Raw genomic sequence first — 17,600 nt, forward strand, 5'->3', positions numbered from 1 at the left:
GCCCTTCGTCGAGGACGCCGCGCCTCTGGTCATCGCGGTCGATCTGTCGCAGACGATGGACGCCATTGACGTGACCCCCTCGCGGATCGAGCGCGCCAAGCTGAAGATCAAGGACGTGATCGATACGAGGCAAGGTGCTCGGACTGCGATCGTCGCCTATGCGGGGAGCGCCCATCTCGTGCTGCCGCCGACGGAGGACGCCGCCTTGCTCGAAAGCTACTCCGACGCTCTGGCGACGCGGCTCATGCCGAGGCCTGGCAAGGACACGGCAGCCGCCCTGGCGCTGGCGGACAGCCTGCTCGAAAAGGAAGAAGCGTCGGGCACGATCCTCCTGCTGACCGACGGGGTCGAGGAAGCGGCCTCTAAGGCGATCGAATCCAATTCGAACGGCATCGTCATCCTTGGCGTCGGCACGTCGGCCGGCGGTCCGGTCAAGACGCCCGACGGCGGATTCGCTTCCGATCCTTCCGGATCACGTCTGTTCGCGAAACTCGACGTGGCGAAGCTGGAAGAAATTGGAAAGGAAACCGGAGCGAGCGTCGCGACGGTGACGGACGACGACACGGACGTCCGGTGGGTCGCGCAACGGGTGCGCTCGAACTTCGCGCAGAAGCAGGCCAAGGAAGGCGACCGCTGGCGCGACCTGGGCTGGTGGCTGATCGTGCCATTGGCGATCGCCATGGCCTTCTCCTTCCGCAAAGGGTGGGTGGTCCGGGCTGGCATCGTGCTGCTGGCAGTCCAACTGTTCTCGCCAGGTACCGCGCGCGCCGCGGGGCTTGCGGATATGTGGCTGACGCACGACCAGCAGGGGCGGATCGCCTTCGAACGCGGCGACTACTCCGCGGCGGCGGACAAGTTTTCCGATCCGATGTGGAAGGGCGTCGCCCTCTATCGCGCCGAAAAGTTCAAGGAGGCGGTGGACGTGCTCGCTTCCGTCGACACCGCCGAGAGCTGGTACGACCAGGGCAACGCCCTTCTGCACCTCGGGAAGTACGACGAGGCGGTCGCCGCCTACGGAAAGGCGCTCCAGAAACGAGAGGATTGGCCGGATGCGGCAGCAAACCTCGCCGTCGCGCAACAGCTTGTCAAGGCACAGAAGGAGAAACAGGAGGAGCAGCCGGAGCAGCCGAGCGAGGCCCCGGACAGCGTCCAGTTCGACGACAAGGGAAAGCAGGGAAAGGAAGGCACGATCAACGTCGCCGAGCAGACCTCCGAGATGTGGATGAAAAACATCTCCGTCAGTCCGGCCGACCTGATGGCCCGCAAATTCTCGATCGAGGCCGGGAGGATGGCGCAATGATCACGATGAAATTCCTCGTCGTCCTGATCGTTCTCCTGACATGTGCACGGGCTTTCGCAGCCGAGCCGTTCGGGCGGGCGTCGATCGAAGGCGCCGAAGGGATCGTTCCCGGCCAGCAGGTGCACGTGGTCGTCGACGTCTTCGCGCCGGACTTCTTTACGTCGCCGCCGCAGTTTCCGCTGTTCAAGGTGCCGGACGCCCTCGTAACGCTGTCGGACGACCGTCCCCAGAACCTGGTGCAGACGATCGACGGCGTGGAGTATTCCGGAATCCGCAGGAGCTACGCCGTCGTTCCGGAGAAGGCCGGATCCTTCCCGCTCCCCGAGATCGACATCGATCTAGGCTATTCCGCGAATGGAAATCCTGTGAAGACGCAGGTGAAGATGGCCCTCCCTTCCTTCAAGGTCGCTCCGGCTTCCGGCCAGACCTCGACGCCGTTTGCCGCGCGTAATCTCACCGTCACCCAGTCCTTCGACAGGGATCCGGCAAGCCTCAGGGTGGGAGGCGCAGTCGTAAGGACGATCGTCATCTTTGCAGAGGATACGCAGGCGATGCTGATGCCGCCCCTCGACCTTGCGCAAGTCGCGGGACTCGCCACATACGCAAAGCCGCCATTGCTTGCGGACGGGGTGGAACGACGCGGGATAGGCCGCAGCGTCGAGACCGGAAGCACCAGAACGGAGACCATCGTCTACACGACGTCCAGCGAGGGCCGTTTTTCGCTTCCCGCGATTTCCTATTCCTGGTTCGACGTCGATGGCCATGCCAATGCGGCTGCGACCCTTCCCGCCGTCGGCCTCGTCGTCGCAGCACCAACAACGCCGCGCACGCGTATCGATCCAAAACTGGATCAGGAATCCGCCCCTTCGAGGGGAATGACGAGAGGATTGCTTACAGTGATGTTGCTGGGCGCGGTCGATGTCGCTGCGGCTCTGTTCGCATGGCGACGCTATCCGGCAATTCGCGCAGGCTTGAAAAGGTTTCGGGAACAGCGCCGGAATTCTCCGCATCGAAGACTGCGCCGGCTCCAGGCGGTGATCAGGGTCGGTCCCGACGATGCCATCTATCGCGCGCTCCAGGACTGGAGCCGTCGCCTGGGATTCAGGACGGTCACGGCCTGGGTCGACGCGCAAGGGAATCCGAGGCTGGCGCCGCAGGTCGCGCTCCTCGAGCGGCGTCTCTTCCGCTCGCGCGACGCACAGTTGGATCGGACGGCGCTGGCGTCTGCGATCGCTCTGCCCGCTGCGGAGCGCGAGGATGCGAAGAGCGCCCTGCCCGATCTGAATCCCACGCCCCGGAGGCCGTTGTTACCCTCGTTGTTACGGTAACAATCTTCCCTCGCGCGGCGTGGAAGTTAAGGTCGGGAGGATCAGTCCTGGAGGTGGCTATGGCAATGGCATTCGAGAGTGCGGCAGACGACCGACGGGACGATGGACTGGTCTGGATTCCCGGCCGGACGTTCACGATGGGATCGAACGACCACTATCCGGAAGAGGCCCCTGCCCATCCAGTGAAGGTGGACGGCTTCTGGATGTCGGAGACGCCGGTCACGAACAGGCAGTTCAAGGAATTCGTCGAGGCGACGGGGCACGTCACCGTCGCCGAGAAGGCGCCCGATCCTGACGACTATCCGGGGGCAAAGCCCGAGATGCTGAGGGCGGGTTCGCTGGTCTTCGTGCAACCAAAGTCGGTCGACGGACCGGATATTTCGCAGTGGTGGATCTTCAAGTTCGGTGCGAACTGGCGGCGTCCTCTCGGCGGACTGAGCGACCTGCGCGGCAGGCTCGACCACCCCGTCGTCCACGTCGCCTACAGAGACGCACTCGCCTACGCGCACTGGGCGGGGATGGATCTCCCCACGGAGGCGGAATGGGAGCTGGCTGCCCGCGGTGGAGCGGACGGCACGGAATTCGCATGGGGGAGCGAACTTGCGCCCGGCGGCGTCGCGATGGCCAACACCTGGAGCGGCACGTTCCCGATCCATTCCACCAAGCCGAAGGGAAGCGAACGCACGTCGCCAGTCCGGTCCTTCCCTGCGAACGGCTACGGTCTCTACGACATGATCGGCAACGTCTGGGAATGGACGAGCGACTACTGGTCGACACGCCACCCGGAACCTGCGGAGCATTCATGCTGCATCCCAAGCAATCCGCGCGGGGGCGACGCCGATTCGAGCTTCGATCCACGCCAGCCGGCCATCCGCATCGCCAGGCGGGTTCTCAAAGGCGGGTCGCAACTGTGTGCGCCGAATTACTGCAGGCGGTACCGACCAGCGGCCCGTCATGCCGAACCCGAGGATACCTCCACCAGCCACGTCGGCTTCCGATGCGTAAAGAGAACTTGAGGTGAAGAGATGAAGTTCCGCGCTCAGATCTACGACACCGTGCTTGCGGCTTTTCTCGTCGCCGGCCTTTTGCTAGTGGGAGGCATCCTCGGCCCAACCTTGGCTCAGGAGGCTGTGCCCTCGTGGAACGACACGGCCGCGAAGACGCGGATCATAGACTTCGTGAAAGCGACGACGACCGCGGGCGGTGAAGGGTACGTCGCGCCGGAAGATCGGATTGCGGTCTTCGACAACGATGGCACGCTCTGGTCCGAGCAGCCGATCTACTTTCACTTTGCCTTCATGCTCGACCGCGTGAAGAAGCTTGCGCCGCAACATTCCGAATGGAAGGCGAAGGAACCCTTCAAGTCGATCCTCGCGGACGATCTTATGGGCGTCGCCAAGGGTGGCGAAAAGGGCATCGTCGATCTGGCGATGATCGCGAAGAAGATCGGAGCGGAACTACGGGCCGACCCTGAACTCGGACCGTTGTTCATCCAGCCGTTGAAGATGAAGGGCGTCGAGGAGTTCGGCGACTACGGCATCGTCCTCAGTTTTGCCATGACGACCCTCCCCGGCATGCAGACCTACATAAGGCGCAAGGCGTACGCCAAGATCCGCGAGGCTTTCAAGGAAAACAGCATCGAGTTCGCGACCTCGTCCGTGCATGTCGGCAACGACGACCGCGATGGCGCAGCGGCAGCCGCGACTGCGATCCGGACGCAGCAGGCCAAAGCCGCCGCTGCGGAGGGCTAGATGGCCGGCGCGGACGTCGATCGTCTTCGGATCATGCATGGGGGTCCTTTCTACGACCTGATGGACCGCCTGGGCATGGGGAAGCGCAGGTGGCGGGCGTTCGTGCTGGCGTTGCTATGCTGGACCGTCCCGGTGCTGCTGTTGCTGGCGACGCGCGGCGGCTATGGAGTGGTGCTCTTCCTGCGCGACTGGGGTGCATGGGCGAAGTTTCTGATCGCGCCCGTCCTGCTGACGCTTGCCGAAAAACCGATCGGCTTCGCGCTCGATGAATGCCTGTCGTTCCTGTTCCGCGTCCCGCTGGTGGCGTCGCAGTCAATGCCGCACGCGCGCGAGGCGCTGCGGGAAGCGCGCGGCCGGACGACCGCCCGAGCGCCGGAGATCGTGTGCGCGGCACTCGCCGTCATGGCGACGGCATTCAACGCAGCGACGTTCCTCGGTGGAGGCGGTCCCGCCTGGGCAGTGTTTGAAGGAGGTGTCTCGGTGACCGGCCTGTGGTGTCTCGTCGTCGGCAACACCCTCTACTGGTTCTTGCTGACGCGACTGATATGGAAGCATGTCGTCTGGTGGCGGCTCCTCTCGGCCTTCGGCAGGTGCCGCCTTCGTCTCGTCGCCACGCATCCGGACGGTCACGCAGGTCTCGGCTTCCTGGGCTTCTACCCGGCGGGCTACGGTCTGTTTACATTGGCGGTGAGCTCGGTGTTCGCGGCGGGCGTAGGCCACGTCATGCAGCGAGAGACCGTTACGCCCGGCCTTTTCACCGCCGTATGCGTCGCGTGGCTGGCGGTCGTGGCGATCTACTACATCGTCCCTTTGATAGGCGTCGCTCTGCTGGTCTCCCGGCTGAAGAGAAAGGCGGTTCTGCTATCCCTGACGAAGGCAACCGCCTTCGAACGATGGAGCGAACGGACCACGCTGGGGGGCAACGTCTTCGCCGACGAAGCGGAGCCGGAGGTGGCGGAATTCCACGACGTGAAGCCCGTCTATCTCGCGTCGATGAAGACGTCGGCGCTCCTGATCAACAAGGGGAACGTCCTGCCCGTGCTGCTCCCCGCGCTTTTGCCGATGCTCGTGGTCGGCGCTTCGTACCTGTCGTATTCGCAGCTCGGGCCGATCGTTAAGCGGCTGCTTCTTCTGTGATCGGACAGTCAGCGTAAGTCGCCAGCTCGTGTAGCGATCACACTTGATCGCGCCAAAACAAAGTCCTCCTGCGGCAAGATCGTGCCGCGGCCCCCTCGGCAAAGTCCAGAAGAAACCCCAATGTTATGTCCGTTCGGCGACGAGCTTCGATGAAAGCCCGGGTTTTCGCGCGGACAGCCTTTTGTAGGCCGAAATCCACTTAGCAAAACGCCGGGAACTGTTCAGACAGACCGAGCCAGCTCTAATGACACCTGCCGATGAGGGTCGCGCGGCACCCTGTCGAAGAGCGCGAGTACTTCGTCATTGGTCTGCATTTCGGTTCCTTCGTTGCTTTACTCGCCGAGCATGCTTCCCGCGGCGACAAGCCACAATGCGCCGAGCGCGCTCCGCGTAGCTTTAGACAGAAAGTTCCAAGCAGTCCTTCACAAGCCGGCATCCGCCCCTTATCGGATGTAAAGGTCCTCGCCGGAGGACGTGGTGTGGCACGCCCCGTTTTTCACCCCCTGGTCGCCATGCCATGGCGAATGGGAAACATTCCCCGTGTCGCGCAGAATCTGCTCGACGACCGCCTTTGCGTCTCCCAGCGCGATGCGGAAGAAGCCGTCGCCGATCGCGTGTGAGAAAAGACGCTCGTGGATACGCCGGTAGGCGTCGAGCGGATCGTGAAGGAGCCATGTCGCCAGGACGCCGAAGGCATTGTGGTCGGGGTGCTCGCGGTCCAGGCGCTTGACCACGTGCTCGACGCTACCGGCCGCGGCGCCGATATGAAGGATGTCCCACTCGGAGCTGGACCAGAGAATATATGCCCAGCCGAATTCGTCGAGGGGATGGGCCGCGTCGACCGCCATGTCGAGATAATTGCCGAGCATTTCGAGGCAGTGGTCTTCGACTATCCGCGAACGGACGATCTCGTAGACCTCCGCGTCCTGTACCCGGATCGCCATTCGCGCCCACGACATGCGCCAGGACGTAGCCCTCGCAAGTTCGGAGGAAGGGTATCCGAGCAGTCTCGACACGGTGTACCAGTCCGACGTGTCGCCTAGCGCGATCCGCGAAAACAGGCCCTTAACAACGCTGAAGCAATCTTGCAGCGCGTCTTCAGCGGCAGGCAATCCGGGTGACGAAAGGGTCTCGAGCACGACGCGCACCGCGGTGATGCGGGGCTGCCACGCTCTTGCGTCGATCTCGGACGTGCCGAAGCCGATGACCCTGTAGGCAGCCTTTGGCCACTACGGACCGGATCGCATTGTGAGGGCCTTTGACATTCCTGAAGCTCATGCGGGTGATAGTCCCCTTGACGTCCGCGCCGACGGAATGCTGCGCGTCTGCAGTGTCAACTGCGGCCGTCCGTCGCGGCCCCGCTTCCACTCACACACCCTTTAACCGCCCACCGGGCATGTCGGCGGCCTCATCATTTCCGTTCCTCAGTCCTTGAAGTCCTGATCGCCTTTCAGCCAATATGATCGTCCGCCTCGATCTTGAGGGAGCCGAAGCTGGTGCTTTTCTGAGAAGATAGAGGATCGTATCCTTGACCTGTCGTCCGTTAGCGCACCGACCTTCTTCGTGTGCCTGTACTCGTTCCGCCCGGCGTTCGCGCTCGCTGCGTTCTTCCTCGTCGCGGCGCTCATAGCAACTTTCACGTCCCATGCCAAAGTTCTCCAATGAACCTTCGCCGCCCCTCATTCAGATCATGGCGGCGCAATGCTGCCTCGATATCCAGGATTATTGGCGGTTTCCATTGATCACCCGATGCCGTTTCATGGAACTCTAGCCTGCAAACAACTAAGGGATGCTTTCAGTGGCGTGACCTATTAAAAAATGGGTCGATGTGAATCACCTGGCTTGAACTCCGCTACGGTACTTTCCGATCGGGTTCGGGGAGCCACCCACGTGTCAGGCCTCGGCTGATGCAGCCCGCCGCCGCATGCCCAGTCGGCTCACGATCGGCGCCGATGATGACCCACCTATGCTATGAATTTGCCAACAAACTGATGCACCTAGTGGCAGTCGGTTCAGGGGATAGCGGGCCGATGCTGATTCAAACGCTCACTTCCTTCATTCGTTGCTGTCCTTCAATGGACGTACAAATCGGCGGCCTTCCTCAAGTTTGCGGCGCAAGAACGAGGCCTTCACCACTTCCTCATCAGTGGACCAAGAGGACAAACTTTCGTCGATCGACGTCAGCCGAGTGTTCATGCGCGTGGCCTTGTGGTGAGCTTCCTTGGAAAAGAGTTGCCCCTGCCGGTTTCGGGCATAGCGCTCAAGTTCTGCTATCGACGCGGCAAGCCAGGAACTATGAAGCGCTTCCTCTTTCAATGCGCTCAAAAGATGCGCAACTCTCTCCCAGTCACCCGCCCGCGCGGCAATCCGTGCTTGCTCCTGAATGGCAGCCGCTCGGATTTCGGCGGCACGGGAGCCCACCAATTCGTCCGGGGTGATTGCCCCGTATGCTTCCTCCGGCAACAGCGGCAGGAACAGATGAGACGCCTCTGTTTCATGGACCGCACCGTCGAGGTCCACGTATGCCAGTACCGCAGTCAGCAGTTTGATTGGCCCGTCACCCTTTGCAGTCCTCTCACGGGGAATGGAAAGCCGGACGAGCGCCCAGGCTTCCGACCCGTAGGCGATGTCAGGCAACCGGATGCGTCCGTCTGCGTCGATCCGGTAGTCGTTCAGCAGTTCGAATTTCACGCCCTCGACGGGCATCAGAGACAACCATGGCTGTCGTGCGCATAACGATGACAACATGTCGAATTCGGACTGGAAGGGCTCCATCAGGTCCTCGGCACTCTGACCGTAATGCGCCTGGCCGCCTCCCTGCGCTGCCATCTGAGACATCAGGTCTTCATTGAAACGCTTTCCGAGCCCATAAGTGGACGTGGAAATTCCCGCTTCCATCAATTCGGCGCAGTGTCTTGCGAGTATCGCGGGGTCGGTCACACCGACATTTGCGCAGCCGTCGGACAGCAGAAGAACCCGTGAAATCGTTCCCGGACGACAATGTCGAGCGAGTTCCCCAGCGCCTGCCTGCCACCCGTCGTGCAGTGCCGTATTTCCGCCGGCCTCCACCGATCGAAGCGCAAGACGAAACCGCACGCGATCCGTAACGTTGGCGGCGGGTACGAGTACCTCCGCACGTTCTCCATAAACGACGAGGCTCAGCTTATCGTCACTATTCAGCCTTTCAATGATCATCTCCGCGCAGCGAACAGCCTGCGCAAATGGAAGACCCTGCATGGACCCGGAACGATCAAGGACAAGCGCAAGATTGAGCGGCGACCGCAGGTTCGGCTGGCCAGCCGCGGCCGGGGCCTGAGCCCGGACAAGAACATCCACCGTATTCGAGTGCCCTTCGAGGAGCGCTGTGCGATGAGGCGTGAATGCAATCGAGATCATCTTGAGGTTCCTTTTCGGGTCAGGTGAGAAATGAGGCTTGCTGTAACGGCGTGTCCGATATCTTCCGCTTCTTCGAGAGTGATCCGGCTGAGGCGATCGGACTGCACGAGGAGTTGGCACCAGGGTGCGACCGCAAACAGAGTCAATTCTTCTGTGGCAGGCCTGCCATCCGGAATGCCGAGGCGCTGCAATGCGTCGCGAAGTTCGCCATGAATACTGCTGACCCTCGCGGCACGACCTCTAAAATGCGTAGTCTGGCGCGGCTCACCGGACTGCCCCGCACTTTCGCTCCGAATGCGTTCGAGAGCGAGAACCGCGCGGTTTGGAGCGCCCGGGATCAGTGCCTCGATCTCCTCCGGACTGCTGAGGTCGAAATGTTCCTTGATCTTTGAAAGCGGCCACCCGTCCGCCAGCAGGAGACGTGCCGCCACGAACCTGGCGAGGTGCCCATACTCGAAAATTACCTCACGGCCTTTCTTGGCCACATCGCCGAGAATGCCGCGTTGCATATAGTCCCGGATCAGCCGCACCGTGGGTTCGCTCACATCCGAATGACCTATCCCTTCAAGCGTCTCGGCCGCTTTGCGAGAGAACTCCTCCATATTACCAGACCAATTGCGTGGAGCGATCATGATGAACCCCTTGTTTACGTCATTAAATGTCACTATCATTAGACGATGTCAATAACGATATCGCCGCATCAAATCATGCTGGTCAATCCTGGATGCTGGTGAAATCCAAGCCAACCGAGAACTTCGCAGAAATTATTTCCACTAGAGCGGCCGATTCGAGCTCCCAACATCGCGCGTCGGAATCCGGAAGGCTGCTGAAATTCTAAGGGTCAACGCAATTGATAAGGAAGGCTGGAAGGAACATCATGCCTTACGAACCCGTCGCTCACGGAAAGCTGGAAGGGCTGAATTATAGCGCCGCGCGGCCGTTTATCGGCTGGGAACGTCCGCAGCTACACGAGAAGATCAAAGAATGGCTTGCGCTCGATCCACCTCGACTCGAACTTGCTACGCTCGCCTACGAGGAACTACGGCAACGGAGCGACAGTCGGGGGAGGGCCGCGCTGCGGCTCTTTCCGGACGGCCTTCCACCTATTCCCTGGCTGGCGGCGGCAAGGCAGGTCGTTCTAGCAGAGCTTGGGCCGTGCGACACGCCGCGTGGAAGGGGCAGGCTCTACGTCATGCTTCGCTCAGGCTATACGGAAATGAACGGATTTTACGGTGCCTATGTCGGGGTAACCCGCCATAGAGTTGAGGATCGGTACGTCCAGCATCGTACAGGCATCCGTGCCGCTCGAGGGCTGCAGCAGTATGGGATCGAACTACTCTATTCGCTATTCTGTTGGGCAAATCCCATCCCAGGAAGTAACGAGACAAGGCGAGTGCGTGAGACGGAGCTGCACCGTCTGCTGGCGACGAGTATCCCTAAGGTGGTGGGAGACGTAACTGCGTTTGAAGGCGGGTGATTTGTTGGGAAAGGCGCCATCCGGACATCACACCGCCCTTCGAGCGATAACAAGCTGTGCCGACGTGAACACCCACCGGGAACTCAAGGCCGCTGCGATGGATTCCGGCGCCTAAAATGTTTCTGGCTTATCTGTTGGGCAAACGGGGATGGAATTTCGCTTGGGCCGCTCATGGCGGATCAATTGGGCGTCCGGAGTGTCAATCAGCACCGAACATTTTGTAATCGAGACCGGCGCGGCAAGCAGCATCGGCAATCTCGGCATCAGCACGCGCGGCGACGATCGATCGAAGATTGCTGCTCTCATGGAACGGTGTGGTTTTGGCGACTGCCAGTGAAGGGGAGTTCGCATATTCTCAGATCATCTCGATGCCGACAGCGTAGCAGGCGGCGCGACGCGTCCGCTGCTATTGAAGTCTTCTCGAGCTTTCGCCTTCGCGGTTTGCAAATTCGAACCCGTCAGGCCTTTGTCGGCACCATCGACGCCGAAGATTGACATCTCGGTTCAGATAGGAAGATCGTGATCGACCGCTTGCTGCATGTCGCGATTTGCTGATGCGCGTCGAGCGGACAGTCCAGTTCGACCTGCCTCACGTCTCGTGATTGCCTCTCGGAGCCGGTATAACATGAACGTTTTTTCACTCCTTGATCAAATCGCCGCGCGCCACCCCCAACAAGGCGCTGTATTCCTCGGGGATCAACAGGTCTGGACTTTTGCACAGCTGCGATCGCGGGCGCTGAAGATTGCTGCGGCGCTGCATCGCAGTTTTCAGATTGGCGACCGTATTGCGGTTATGAGCGAGAACAGACCGGAGTACATCGAGCTGTTTTTTGGCATCTGGGCCGCCGGAATGGCTGCCACCCCAGTCAACGTCAAGCTCCATGTCAAGGAAGCGGTTCAAATCCTGGAGGACTCGGGCGCGGCTGCGGTATTCGTTTCGCCGAAGCTCGCTTCAGGACTTGTCAGAGCTCTCGACGGATCGTCCGTCGCGAACTGTCGGCCAATCGTGATCGGTGAAGGCATCTACCAAGGTTTGTTTCGGGAGGAATGGGGGCAGCCAGTGCCTGCTTCCCCGGAAGCACTGGCCTGGCTTTTCTACACGAGCGGCACGACAGGCCGGTCCAAGGGCGCAATGCTTTCACATCGCAATCTGCTGGCGATGACCGTCGCCCATTTGGCGGACATCGATAGCCCCAACGCAAACGCGAGCCTGATACATGCCGCTCCCATGTCGCATGGCTCAGGGCTCTACATCCCCGCCTACATTGCGCGGGGAGCGAGGCAAGTCGTTCCGGCATCGGCCGGGTTCGATCCTTTGGAATTCATGGATCTGTGCGAGACGCACGCGGCCTGCAGCGTGTTTCTTGCCCCGACAATGGTGCAGCGGCTCCGGCAAGAAGCCGATAGGTCGGGGCGCGTGCCGGCAAATTTACGGACGATCGTCTATGGTGGCGGGCCGATGTACGTGGAAGAGCTTCGAAAATCGCTTGCCGTCTTCGGGCCAGTCTTCGCGCAAATCTATGGCCAGGGCGAATCGCCAATGACAATCACCGGGTTGCCGCGCGAGGAACATGTAACGGACGACGACGCCATCTTGGGCTCGGTCGGGTTCGCGCGGTCCGGCGTGGAAGTGGCAGTTGTGACCGCCGATGGAAAATCCGTCCGGCCCGGCGAAATCGGCGAGATTGTCTGCCGGGGCGATGTTGTCATGTCGGGTTACTGGAACAACGAAAATGCAACGACCGAAGCTCTGCGCGACGGATGGCTTTTCACTGGTGACATGGGGTCATTCGACGAGAACGGCTATCTCACGCTCAGGGACCGGTCAAAGGATGTCGTTATCAGCGGTGGTGCCAACATCTATCCGCGCGAGGTGGAGGAGGCGTTGCTCAAGCACGCTGATGTGCAGGAAGTCAGCGTCGTCGGCCAGCCTGACCCGGAGTGGGGCGAGATCGTTGTAGCATTCATCGTCCCCCGACCAGGGTCGGTGCCTGACGACGCTTCGCTGGACGCCCACTGCAATAGCCAGATTGCTCGGTTCAAACGGCCGAAGCGCTACGTTTACCTCAATGAACTGCCAAAGAACAACTACGGCAAGGTATTGAAACGCGAGCTTCGGGACAAGCTCATAGCTGCGCAACTAAAATAGTCCGTAGCCGAACGCAGAGACCTACCGCAAAAGGGGCGTATCGTTGCGGGTAAAAGGCGAAATTCGTGATGATCTCGCGCCCGAGCGCCGACAATCTCAGCCGCTACAGCTAAGACTTGGGTCAGGTGACGGGAAACGGGTGATTTCCGCGTAGCGCGCCCTCAAGGCTCAAGGTGATCTCAAAAAGACGGCGATTTTCTGCGCGACAAACCCTGTCGGAATGTGACATCGTACGAAAAATTCAGATTTGGGGTTTGTCGTACATGCTAATCGGTTACATGCGGGTATCCAGTGGTGACGAGCGCCAGTCGGTCGCTCTGCAGCGTGACGCGCTGCTTGCGGCTGGCGTCGATGAACGCCATCTGCATCAGGATCGCGCGTCTGGTGCGCGCGACGATCGACCCGGCCTGAAGGCCTGTCTGCAGGAACTGCGCAGGGGCGATGTTCTGGTCGTATGGAAACTCGACCGGCTGGGGCGCTCGCTTTCGCATCTGATCCGGATTGTCGAGGAACTGAAGGCGCGCGGTATCGCCTTCCGGTCTCTCACCGAGGCAATGGATACGACGAACTCGCATGGCGCATTTTTGTTCAACCTGTTTGGCTCGCTTGCCGAATACGAAAGAGCGCTGATCACGGAGCGGGTCAATGCGGGCCTGGCCGCGGCGCGCCGACGCGGTCGCAAGGGCGGCAGGCCACCGGCAATCGACACCGAAAAGGTCGAACAGATTCTTGCGGCTCTGGAAGGCGGCGCCAGCAAGGCGTCCGTTTGCCGGACCTTCAAGGTGCCGCGCTCCACGCTGATCGACACACTGAGGCGGATTGGATGGACCGGGCCCGGGAAGAAAGTCGCGCCCGACACCTCACTTTGAGGGCAGGCACGATCGATGTCCTTCCTCGACGCGCAGTCGCGTGCCATTCTGTTCGAGCCACCCGAAGCTTATGAAGAAGCCTTGGCGCGCTATGCGCTCTCGGCCGAGGATATTGCCTTCGCCAAGGGGCATCGCCGTTCGCACAACCGATTTTCTGCGCGCGCTCTACCGCGGGCGAAAGCCGCCCGCGCACGTGCCGCTTGCCTTCCTGAGCCGCAAATGGCGACGACGTGTCCGGCCGGGTGGCGGCGAGATCGACTTCCTCGCCTGGGAAGTGGCGGTGCTTGTCCACCTGCGCGATCGTCTGCGAGCCGGCGACATCTGGGTCGATGGCAGCCGGGCATGGCGAAGTTTCGAGGATTATCTGTTGCCGCGCGACCTTCGCCCTGAGGCGCGCGGAAGGAAGGCTGGGGCTGGCCATCCCGGACAGCTTCGCGGCCTGGCGGGCCGAACGCACTGCCACGCTTGACGCCAAACTGAAAGCCTTGGCTCAGGCGGCAGCGTCCAACGCCATTCCGGATGCGGCGATTTCCGACAAGGGTCTGTCGATCTCGCCTGTTCGTGAGGAGGAGCGCGACAGGATCGTGGCGCTCAGCCGGCGTCTTTATATCCTCGTTCCCCGGCTCAAGATCACCAGCCTGCTCGCCGAAGTTCACAGCTGGACCAGGTTTCTCGACAGTTTCACCCATTATCGCACCGGTGAGACAGCAAGCGATGAGGCGGCGCTGATGGCCGCGATCCTTGCCGACGCCACCAACGCGGGCGCTGAGCGCATGGCCGAAAGCTCGCGTGGTGTCACGATCCATCAGATGATGCTGATGGTGGACCGGCACTTGCGGTCGGAAACCTATACCACGGCGACCGTCGTTCTGCTCGACACGCAGCAGAACCACCCCTTCGCCGCGATCTGGGGCGATGGCCATATCTCCTCCTCGGACGGTCAGTTCTTTCCGGCCGGCGGCCGCGGCGAAGCCAGTCTCGATTACAATGCAAAATATGGCAAGCGGCCCGGCGCCTCGCTCTATGGCTTCCTGTCCAACCGCTTCGCCTCCTTCTTCTCCCGCATGATCCAGGCATCCGAGAGCGAGGCGCCCTACGTGCTCGATGGGCTCCTTCACAACGAAAGCTCCATCGAAATCCATGAGCACGCCACAGACACCGCCGGCGCGACTGAAACGACGTTTTCCATGTTCCATGCCTACGGCTATAGGCTCATTCCGCGGATCCGCAATCTCGGCAATCGCAGGCTGTTCGTCATCGATCCAGATCCGGCTTACGCCCCGCTTGACGCGCTGATCGCCGGAACCGTCAATATGGATGTCATCGAGCAGCACTGGGATGAGGTATTGCGCCTGAAGGCGTCGATCGGCGCAGGTCTGGTGCCGCCCTCGGTGATCCTCAAGAAACTTGCCGCGTCGCCCCGGCAAAACCGGCTCAATCAGGCGCTGCGCGAAATGGGCCGCATCGAGCGCTCGATCTTCATCTGCGACTGGTTGCTCGACACGAAGCTGCGACGCAGATCGCACGCCATCCTCAACAAAGGGGAAAGCCGTCATGCCCTTGCCCGCGCCGTCTTTCTCCACCAGCTTGGTGAGCTGCGCAATCGCGTCGCTGAAACCATGGCCTACCGGGCTTCCGGCCTCAACCTCGTCGTCAACGCGATCATCCTCTGGAACACGGTTTATCTCAGCCGAGCCGTCGATTAATTGACAGACCCCTTGAACGCTTCAGGCCAATTCGAACCAACCGCTTCAATCCAAGGAACTTCCAATTCCCTTAATGGGTGCTATTGCAGAGATTCCCACGGAGCCCCTTCAGCGCTGCTTGGTGTTGGGTGGGTTCTGATCCGATAGCGAAGGCGCCGGGCTCGATAATGATTCTGGTGCCCGGCAAGACCAGCTGTCGCGATACGTCGCCAGAGTTGGTGCCAGCCCCTGCCGGCTCGCCCGCGGACGCAGCAATGGCGGCAATGCTTGTCGACATGATTACACCAAGGATGTAGTGCGCGATTGGCTTCACAAAGGTATTCATGGTCACGATCTCCCCCTCCGGCGGTCCGATGGACACGCGCCTCGCCATGGCGCTGGATCTCCAAATCGATCGGCGGCTGACCAAGGGCCTGCGGAACCGAGATCACCAGGCGCTGCCCCGGCCCAAGCGTTGAAACGAACCGGATCGGCTGTCCCTCCACTCAGCAGGCCAGCGTCCCAACGACCCGGTAGCCGTCCTGATCAACGGTCATTGAAGTGCCCGAGATGGAGGCTGTGGCCATTTCCGGGGCCACCTCCGAGGCCGTGGCCAAGCCAGGCACCGCGAGCATGGTCATTGCAGTTGCCGTCAAGAATCTGGTCATCGCTGTTTCTCCCCATCCAGCGGCTGGTGGACAGGATTTGTCCCATGGTCGCAAGCTCAGCCTACTCGAGACGGCATCCGCCCACATCGCTGCCGACACCCAATCTTGGCCGTCCGCTTTCCTAGTGGACGCTTACATGTCCGGTTTGCATAACGCGTTACGAAAAATGAGACTCCATTGCTGGATCGATATGGTTTGACGGTTGTTCTTTGAGAACCACCGCTTATCGGAATCCTGTCGCTGCACCGACCGGCAAGCCGGCGATGCGTTCGTCGAGACGCGCCAGCGCGATGCCGGCATCGGAGATCGGCCGCAGCAGGGGTCTGGATGGACAATGTCGCCAGATCATAACGCATTGAATTTATGGCGAATGTAGTGTTAATCGGAAGGTATTTGGAAACTAGCTTCCTTCACGGCTGCAGATTTACAATGGTGTTTCCAACCAGCGATAAGTATCGCTTATCGATGGTAGATTGATTTCACGGCGCAAATCAGCAAGAATCGCAGCAAAGCAAGGCCGACATGGCCGCCGAATACAGCGATTTGGAGCGCTTGTGGCCAAACCCAAGACATCACTGACCGCCGTGGAGCGGCGCGCCGAAGAGCTCGACACGATCGCCGCGGTGCTGCCGCTCGAGCGCCGCGACGAGCTTGCCGAGCTGCTCACCGACCAGGATGTCGAGACGCTGCGCCATCTCGTCAACCAGGGTATGGGCGACAACACACTGCGGGCCTTGACCTCGGATCTCGCCTATCTCGAAGCCTGGGGGATGGCAGTGACTGGAAAATCGCTGCCCTGGCCGGCGCCCGAAGCACTGCTGCTGAAATTCGTGGCGCATCATCTTTGGGACCCAGAACGCCGCGAGACCGATCCCGATCATGGCATGCCGGCCGACGTCGACGAAAACCTTCGGAGCCAAGGCTTCCTGAAATCCGTCGGCCCGCATGCGCCAGCGACGGTGCGCCGGCGGCTGGCGAACTGGTCGACGCTGACCAAATGGCGCGGCCTCGACGGCGCCTTTTCCTCCCCTGCCCTCAAGTCAGCTATCCGTCTCGCCGTGCGCGCCGTTCCCCGGACGCGCCGTCGCAAGAGCGCCAAGGCGGTCACATCAGATGTGCTGGCAAAACTGCTGGCGACCTGCGCCACCGAGAGCCTACGCGATCTCCGTGACCGGGCAATCCTGATGGTCGCCTTTGCCTCCGGCGGTCGCCGCCGCAGCGAGGTTGCCGCTCTGCGGCGCGAACAACTGACCGTCGAGCCGCCGATCCCGGTCGAGAATGGCGCCCCCCTCCCCTCTCTCGCCATCCATCTCGGCCGCACCAAGACTACGACTGGCGAGCAGGACGATGTCGTCTATCTGACCGGCCGACCGGTCGAGGCGCTCAAGGCCTGGATGAGTGCCGCCAAGATCGAGACCGGCAGCGTGTTTCGGGGGATCGGGCGCTGGGGGACGGTGTCGCGGCGGGCGATCGATCCGCAGTCGGTCAATGCCATCCTCAAGCAGCGGGCGGCGATGGCCGGGTTGGAGCGTGGGGAGTTTTCGGCGCATGGATTGCGGTCGGGATATCTGACAGAAGCCGCCAATCGCGGCATTCCCCTCCCCGAGGCTATGGAGCAGTCGCGCCATCGCTCCGTGCAGCAGGCGTCTAGCTATTATAACAATGCAACAAGGAGGAGCGGCCGGGCCGCGAAACTTCTCTGACCGAACTCGACAGAGGGCCGTCTTGAGCAAGGTCGGATACAAGAGTACTGCGATTAAGAGCGAATTTTCACGCTAGCGATTGGTGCAGCGGCCTTGAGTTGCTAACCGACGGCACCCACGGCGGCGGCCTAGGCGTC

16 protein-coding genes are annotated in these 17,600 nt (G+C 61.2%); 12 read left to right on the forward strand and 4 right to left on the reverse strand.

The genetic code is table 11. From position 1 onward, the window contains the following. From BN1800_RS30345 to BN1800_RS30370, 5 genes are all read left to right on the forward strand, one after another. Positions 1 to 1,300, forward strand: a 1,300-nt coding sequence (locus BN1800_RS30345) for a VWA domain-containing protein (protein WP_087002778.1), incomplete at its 5' end; no start/stop codon positions are given. Next, positions 1,297 to 2,628, forward strand: a complete 1,332-nt coding sequence (locus BN1800_RS30350) for a BatD family protein (protein WP_244564708.1) — start codon at positions 1,297 to 1,299, stop codon at positions 2,626 to 2,628. The genes BN1800_RS30345 and BN1800_RS30350, both read left to right, overlap by 4 nt. Positions 2,629 to 2,687: 59 nt before the next feature. Further along, entirely contained in the window at positions 2,688 to 3,644 is a 957-nt protein-coding gene (locus BN1800_RS30355; protein ID WP_087002780.1) for a formylglycine-generating enzyme family protein, read from the forward strand. A 9-nt stretch (positions 3,645 to 3,653) separates the two neighbouring features. Continuing rightward, a complete protein-coding gene (locus tag BN1800_RS44120; protein ID WP_425299080.1) occupies positions 3,654 to 4,379 on the forward strand; it encodes a hypothetical protein in 726 nt (241 codons plus the stop codon). Further along, positions 4,380 to 5,516, forward strand: a complete 1,137-nt coding sequence (locus BN1800_RS30370; protein WP_087002782.1) for a hypothetical protein — start codon at positions 4,380 to 4,382, stop codon at positions 5,514 to 5,516. Positions 5,517 to 5,959: 443 nt separating this feature from the next. Here BN1800_RS30370 and BN1800_RS30375 read toward each other — a convergent pair whose 3' ends face one another. From BN1800_RS30375 to BN1800_RS30390, 3 genes are all read right to left on the reverse strand, one after another. Next, positions 5,960 to 6,655, reverse strand: coding sequence for a hypothetical protein (locus BN1800_RS30375; RefSeq protein WP_143534161.1), 696 nt, complete (start codon positions 6,653 to 6,655; stop codon positions 5,960 to 5,962). 916 nt (positions 6,656 to 7,571) lie between these two features. Then, positions 7,572 to 8,912, reverse strand: coding sequence for a vWA domain-containing protein (locus BN1800_RS30385; RefSeq protein WP_087002787.1), 1,341 nt, complete (start codon positions 8,910 to 8,912; stop codon positions 7,572 to 7,574). Then, positions 8,909 to 9,544 carry a hypothetical protein gene (locus BN1800_RS30390; RefSeq protein ID WP_143534163.1) on the reverse strand — a complete coding sequence of 212 codons (636 nt, stop codon included), beginning with the start codon at positions 9,542 to 9,544 and terminating at the stop codon, positions 8,909 to 8,911. Before BN1800_RS30390 ends, BN1800_RS30385 begins: the two co-directional genes overlap by 4 nt. A gap of 245 nt (positions 9,545 to 9,789) precedes the next feature. Between BN1800_RS30390 and BN1800_RS30395 the strand changes: the two genes are divergently transcribed. From BN1800_RS30395 to BN1800_RS30415, 6 genes are all read left to right on the forward strand, one after another. Then, positions 9,790 to 10,389: a hypothetical protein gene (locus BN1800_RS30395; protein WP_087002791.1), complete on the forward strand. Its 600-nt coding sequence runs from the start codon at positions 9,790 to 9,792 to the stop codon at positions 10,387 to 10,389. A 196-nt stretch (positions 10,390 to 10,585) separates the two neighbouring features. After that, complete coding sequence (locus tag BN1800_RS41640; RefSeq protein ID WP_179213928.1) at positions 10,586 to 10,726, forward strand: hypothetical protein; 141 nt, start codon at positions 10,586 to 10,588, stop codon at positions 10,724 to 10,726. Between the two features lie 288 nt (positions 10,727 to 11,014). Then, entirely contained in the window at positions 11,015 to 12,538 is a 1,524-nt protein-coding gene (locus BN1800_RS30405) for an acyl-CoA synthetase (protein WP_087002795.1), read from the forward strand. 263 nt (positions 12,539 to 12,801) lie between these two features. Then, positions 12,802 to 13,407, forward strand: a complete 606-nt coding sequence (locus tag BN1800_RS30410; protein WP_087002797.1) for a recombinase family protein — start codon at positions 12,802 to 12,804, stop codon at positions 13,405 to 13,407. Between the two features lie 112 nt (positions 13,408 to 13,519). Beyond that, complete coding sequence (locus BN1800_RS44125; RefSeq protein ID WP_244564714.1) at positions 13,520 to 13,876, forward strand: hypothetical protein; 357 nt, start codon at positions 13,520 to 13,522, stop codon at positions 13,874 to 13,876. Beyond that, the gene (locus BN1800_RS30415) at positions 13,827 to 15,113 is read left to right on the forward strand and encodes a Tn3 family transposase (RefSeq protein ID WP_244564712.1); all 1,287 of its coding nucleotides are present in this window, start codon (positions 13,827 to 13,829) and stop codon (positions 15,111 to 15,113) included. Before BN1800_RS44125 ends, BN1800_RS30415 begins: the two co-directional genes overlap by 50 nt. 485 nt (positions 15,114 to 15,598) lie before the next feature. Here the strand turns inward: BN1800_RS30415 and BN1800_RS41645 are convergent, their stop codons facing one another. Continuing rightward, on the reverse strand, positions 15,599 to 15,760 hold the full coding sequence (locus BN1800_RS41645; RefSeq protein ID WP_179213929.1) for a hypothetical protein: 162 nt from the start codon (positions 15,758 to 15,760) through the stop codon (positions 15,599 to 15,601). Positions 15,761 to 16,314: 554 nt separating this feature from the next. Between BN1800_RS41645 and BN1800_RS30430 the strand changes: the two genes are divergently transcribed. Next, a complete protein-coding gene (locus tag BN1800_RS30430; protein WP_087002802.1) occupies positions 16,315 to 17,463 on the forward strand; it encodes a site-specific integrase in 1,149 nt (382 codons plus the stop codon). Positions 17,464 to 17,600: the final 137 nt, after the last annotated feature.

Source organism: Rhizobium sullae, assembly GCF_900169785.1.
GTDB lineage: Bacteria > Pseudomonadota > Alphaproteobacteria > Rhizobiales > Rhizobiaceae > Rhizobium > Rhizobium sullae.

Excerpts from the sequence above, each read along its gene's own strand:
- BN1800_RS30350 (WP_244564708.1), top strand. The coding sequence starts at position 1,297 with ATGATCACGATGAAATTCCTCGTCGTCCTGATCGTTCTCCTGACATGT.
- BN1800_RS30355 (WP_087002780.1), top strand. The coding sequence starts at position 2,688 with ATGGCAATGGCATTCGAGAGTGCGGCAGACGACCGACGGGACGATGGA.
- BN1800_RS44120 (WP_425299080.1), top strand. The coding sequence starts at position 3,654 with ATGAAGTTCCGCGCTCAGATCTACGACACCGTGCTTGCGGCTTTTCTC.
- BN1800_RS30370 (WP_087002782.1), top strand. The coding sequence starts at position 4,380 with ATGGCCGGCGCGGACGTCGATCGTCTTCGGATCATGCATGGGGGTCCT.
- BN1800_RS30385 (WP_087002787.1), bottom strand. The coding sequence starts at position 8,912 with ATGATCTCGATTGCATTCACGCCTCATCGCACAGCGCTCCTCGAAGGG.
- BN1800_RS30390 (WP_143534163.1), bottom strand. The coding sequence starts at position 9,544 with ATGATCGCTCCACGCAATTGGTCTGGTAATATGGAGGAGTTCTCTCGC.
- BN1800_RS30395 (WP_087002791.1), top strand. The coding sequence starts at position 9,790 with ATGCCTTACGAACCCGTCGCTCACGGAAAGCTGGAAGGGCTGAATTAT.
- BN1800_RS30405 (WP_087002795.1), top strand. The coding sequence starts at position 11,015 with ATGAACGTTTTTTCACTCCTTGATCAAATCGCCGCGCGCCACCCCCAA.
- BN1800_RS30410 (WP_087002797.1), top strand. The coding sequence starts at position 12,802 with ATGCTAATCGGTTACATGCGGGTATCCAGTGGTGACGAGCGCCAGTCG.
- BN1800_RS41645 (WP_179213929.1), bottom strand. The coding sequence starts at position 15,760 with ATGACCAGATTCTTGACGGCAACTGCAATGACCATGCTCGCGGTGCCT.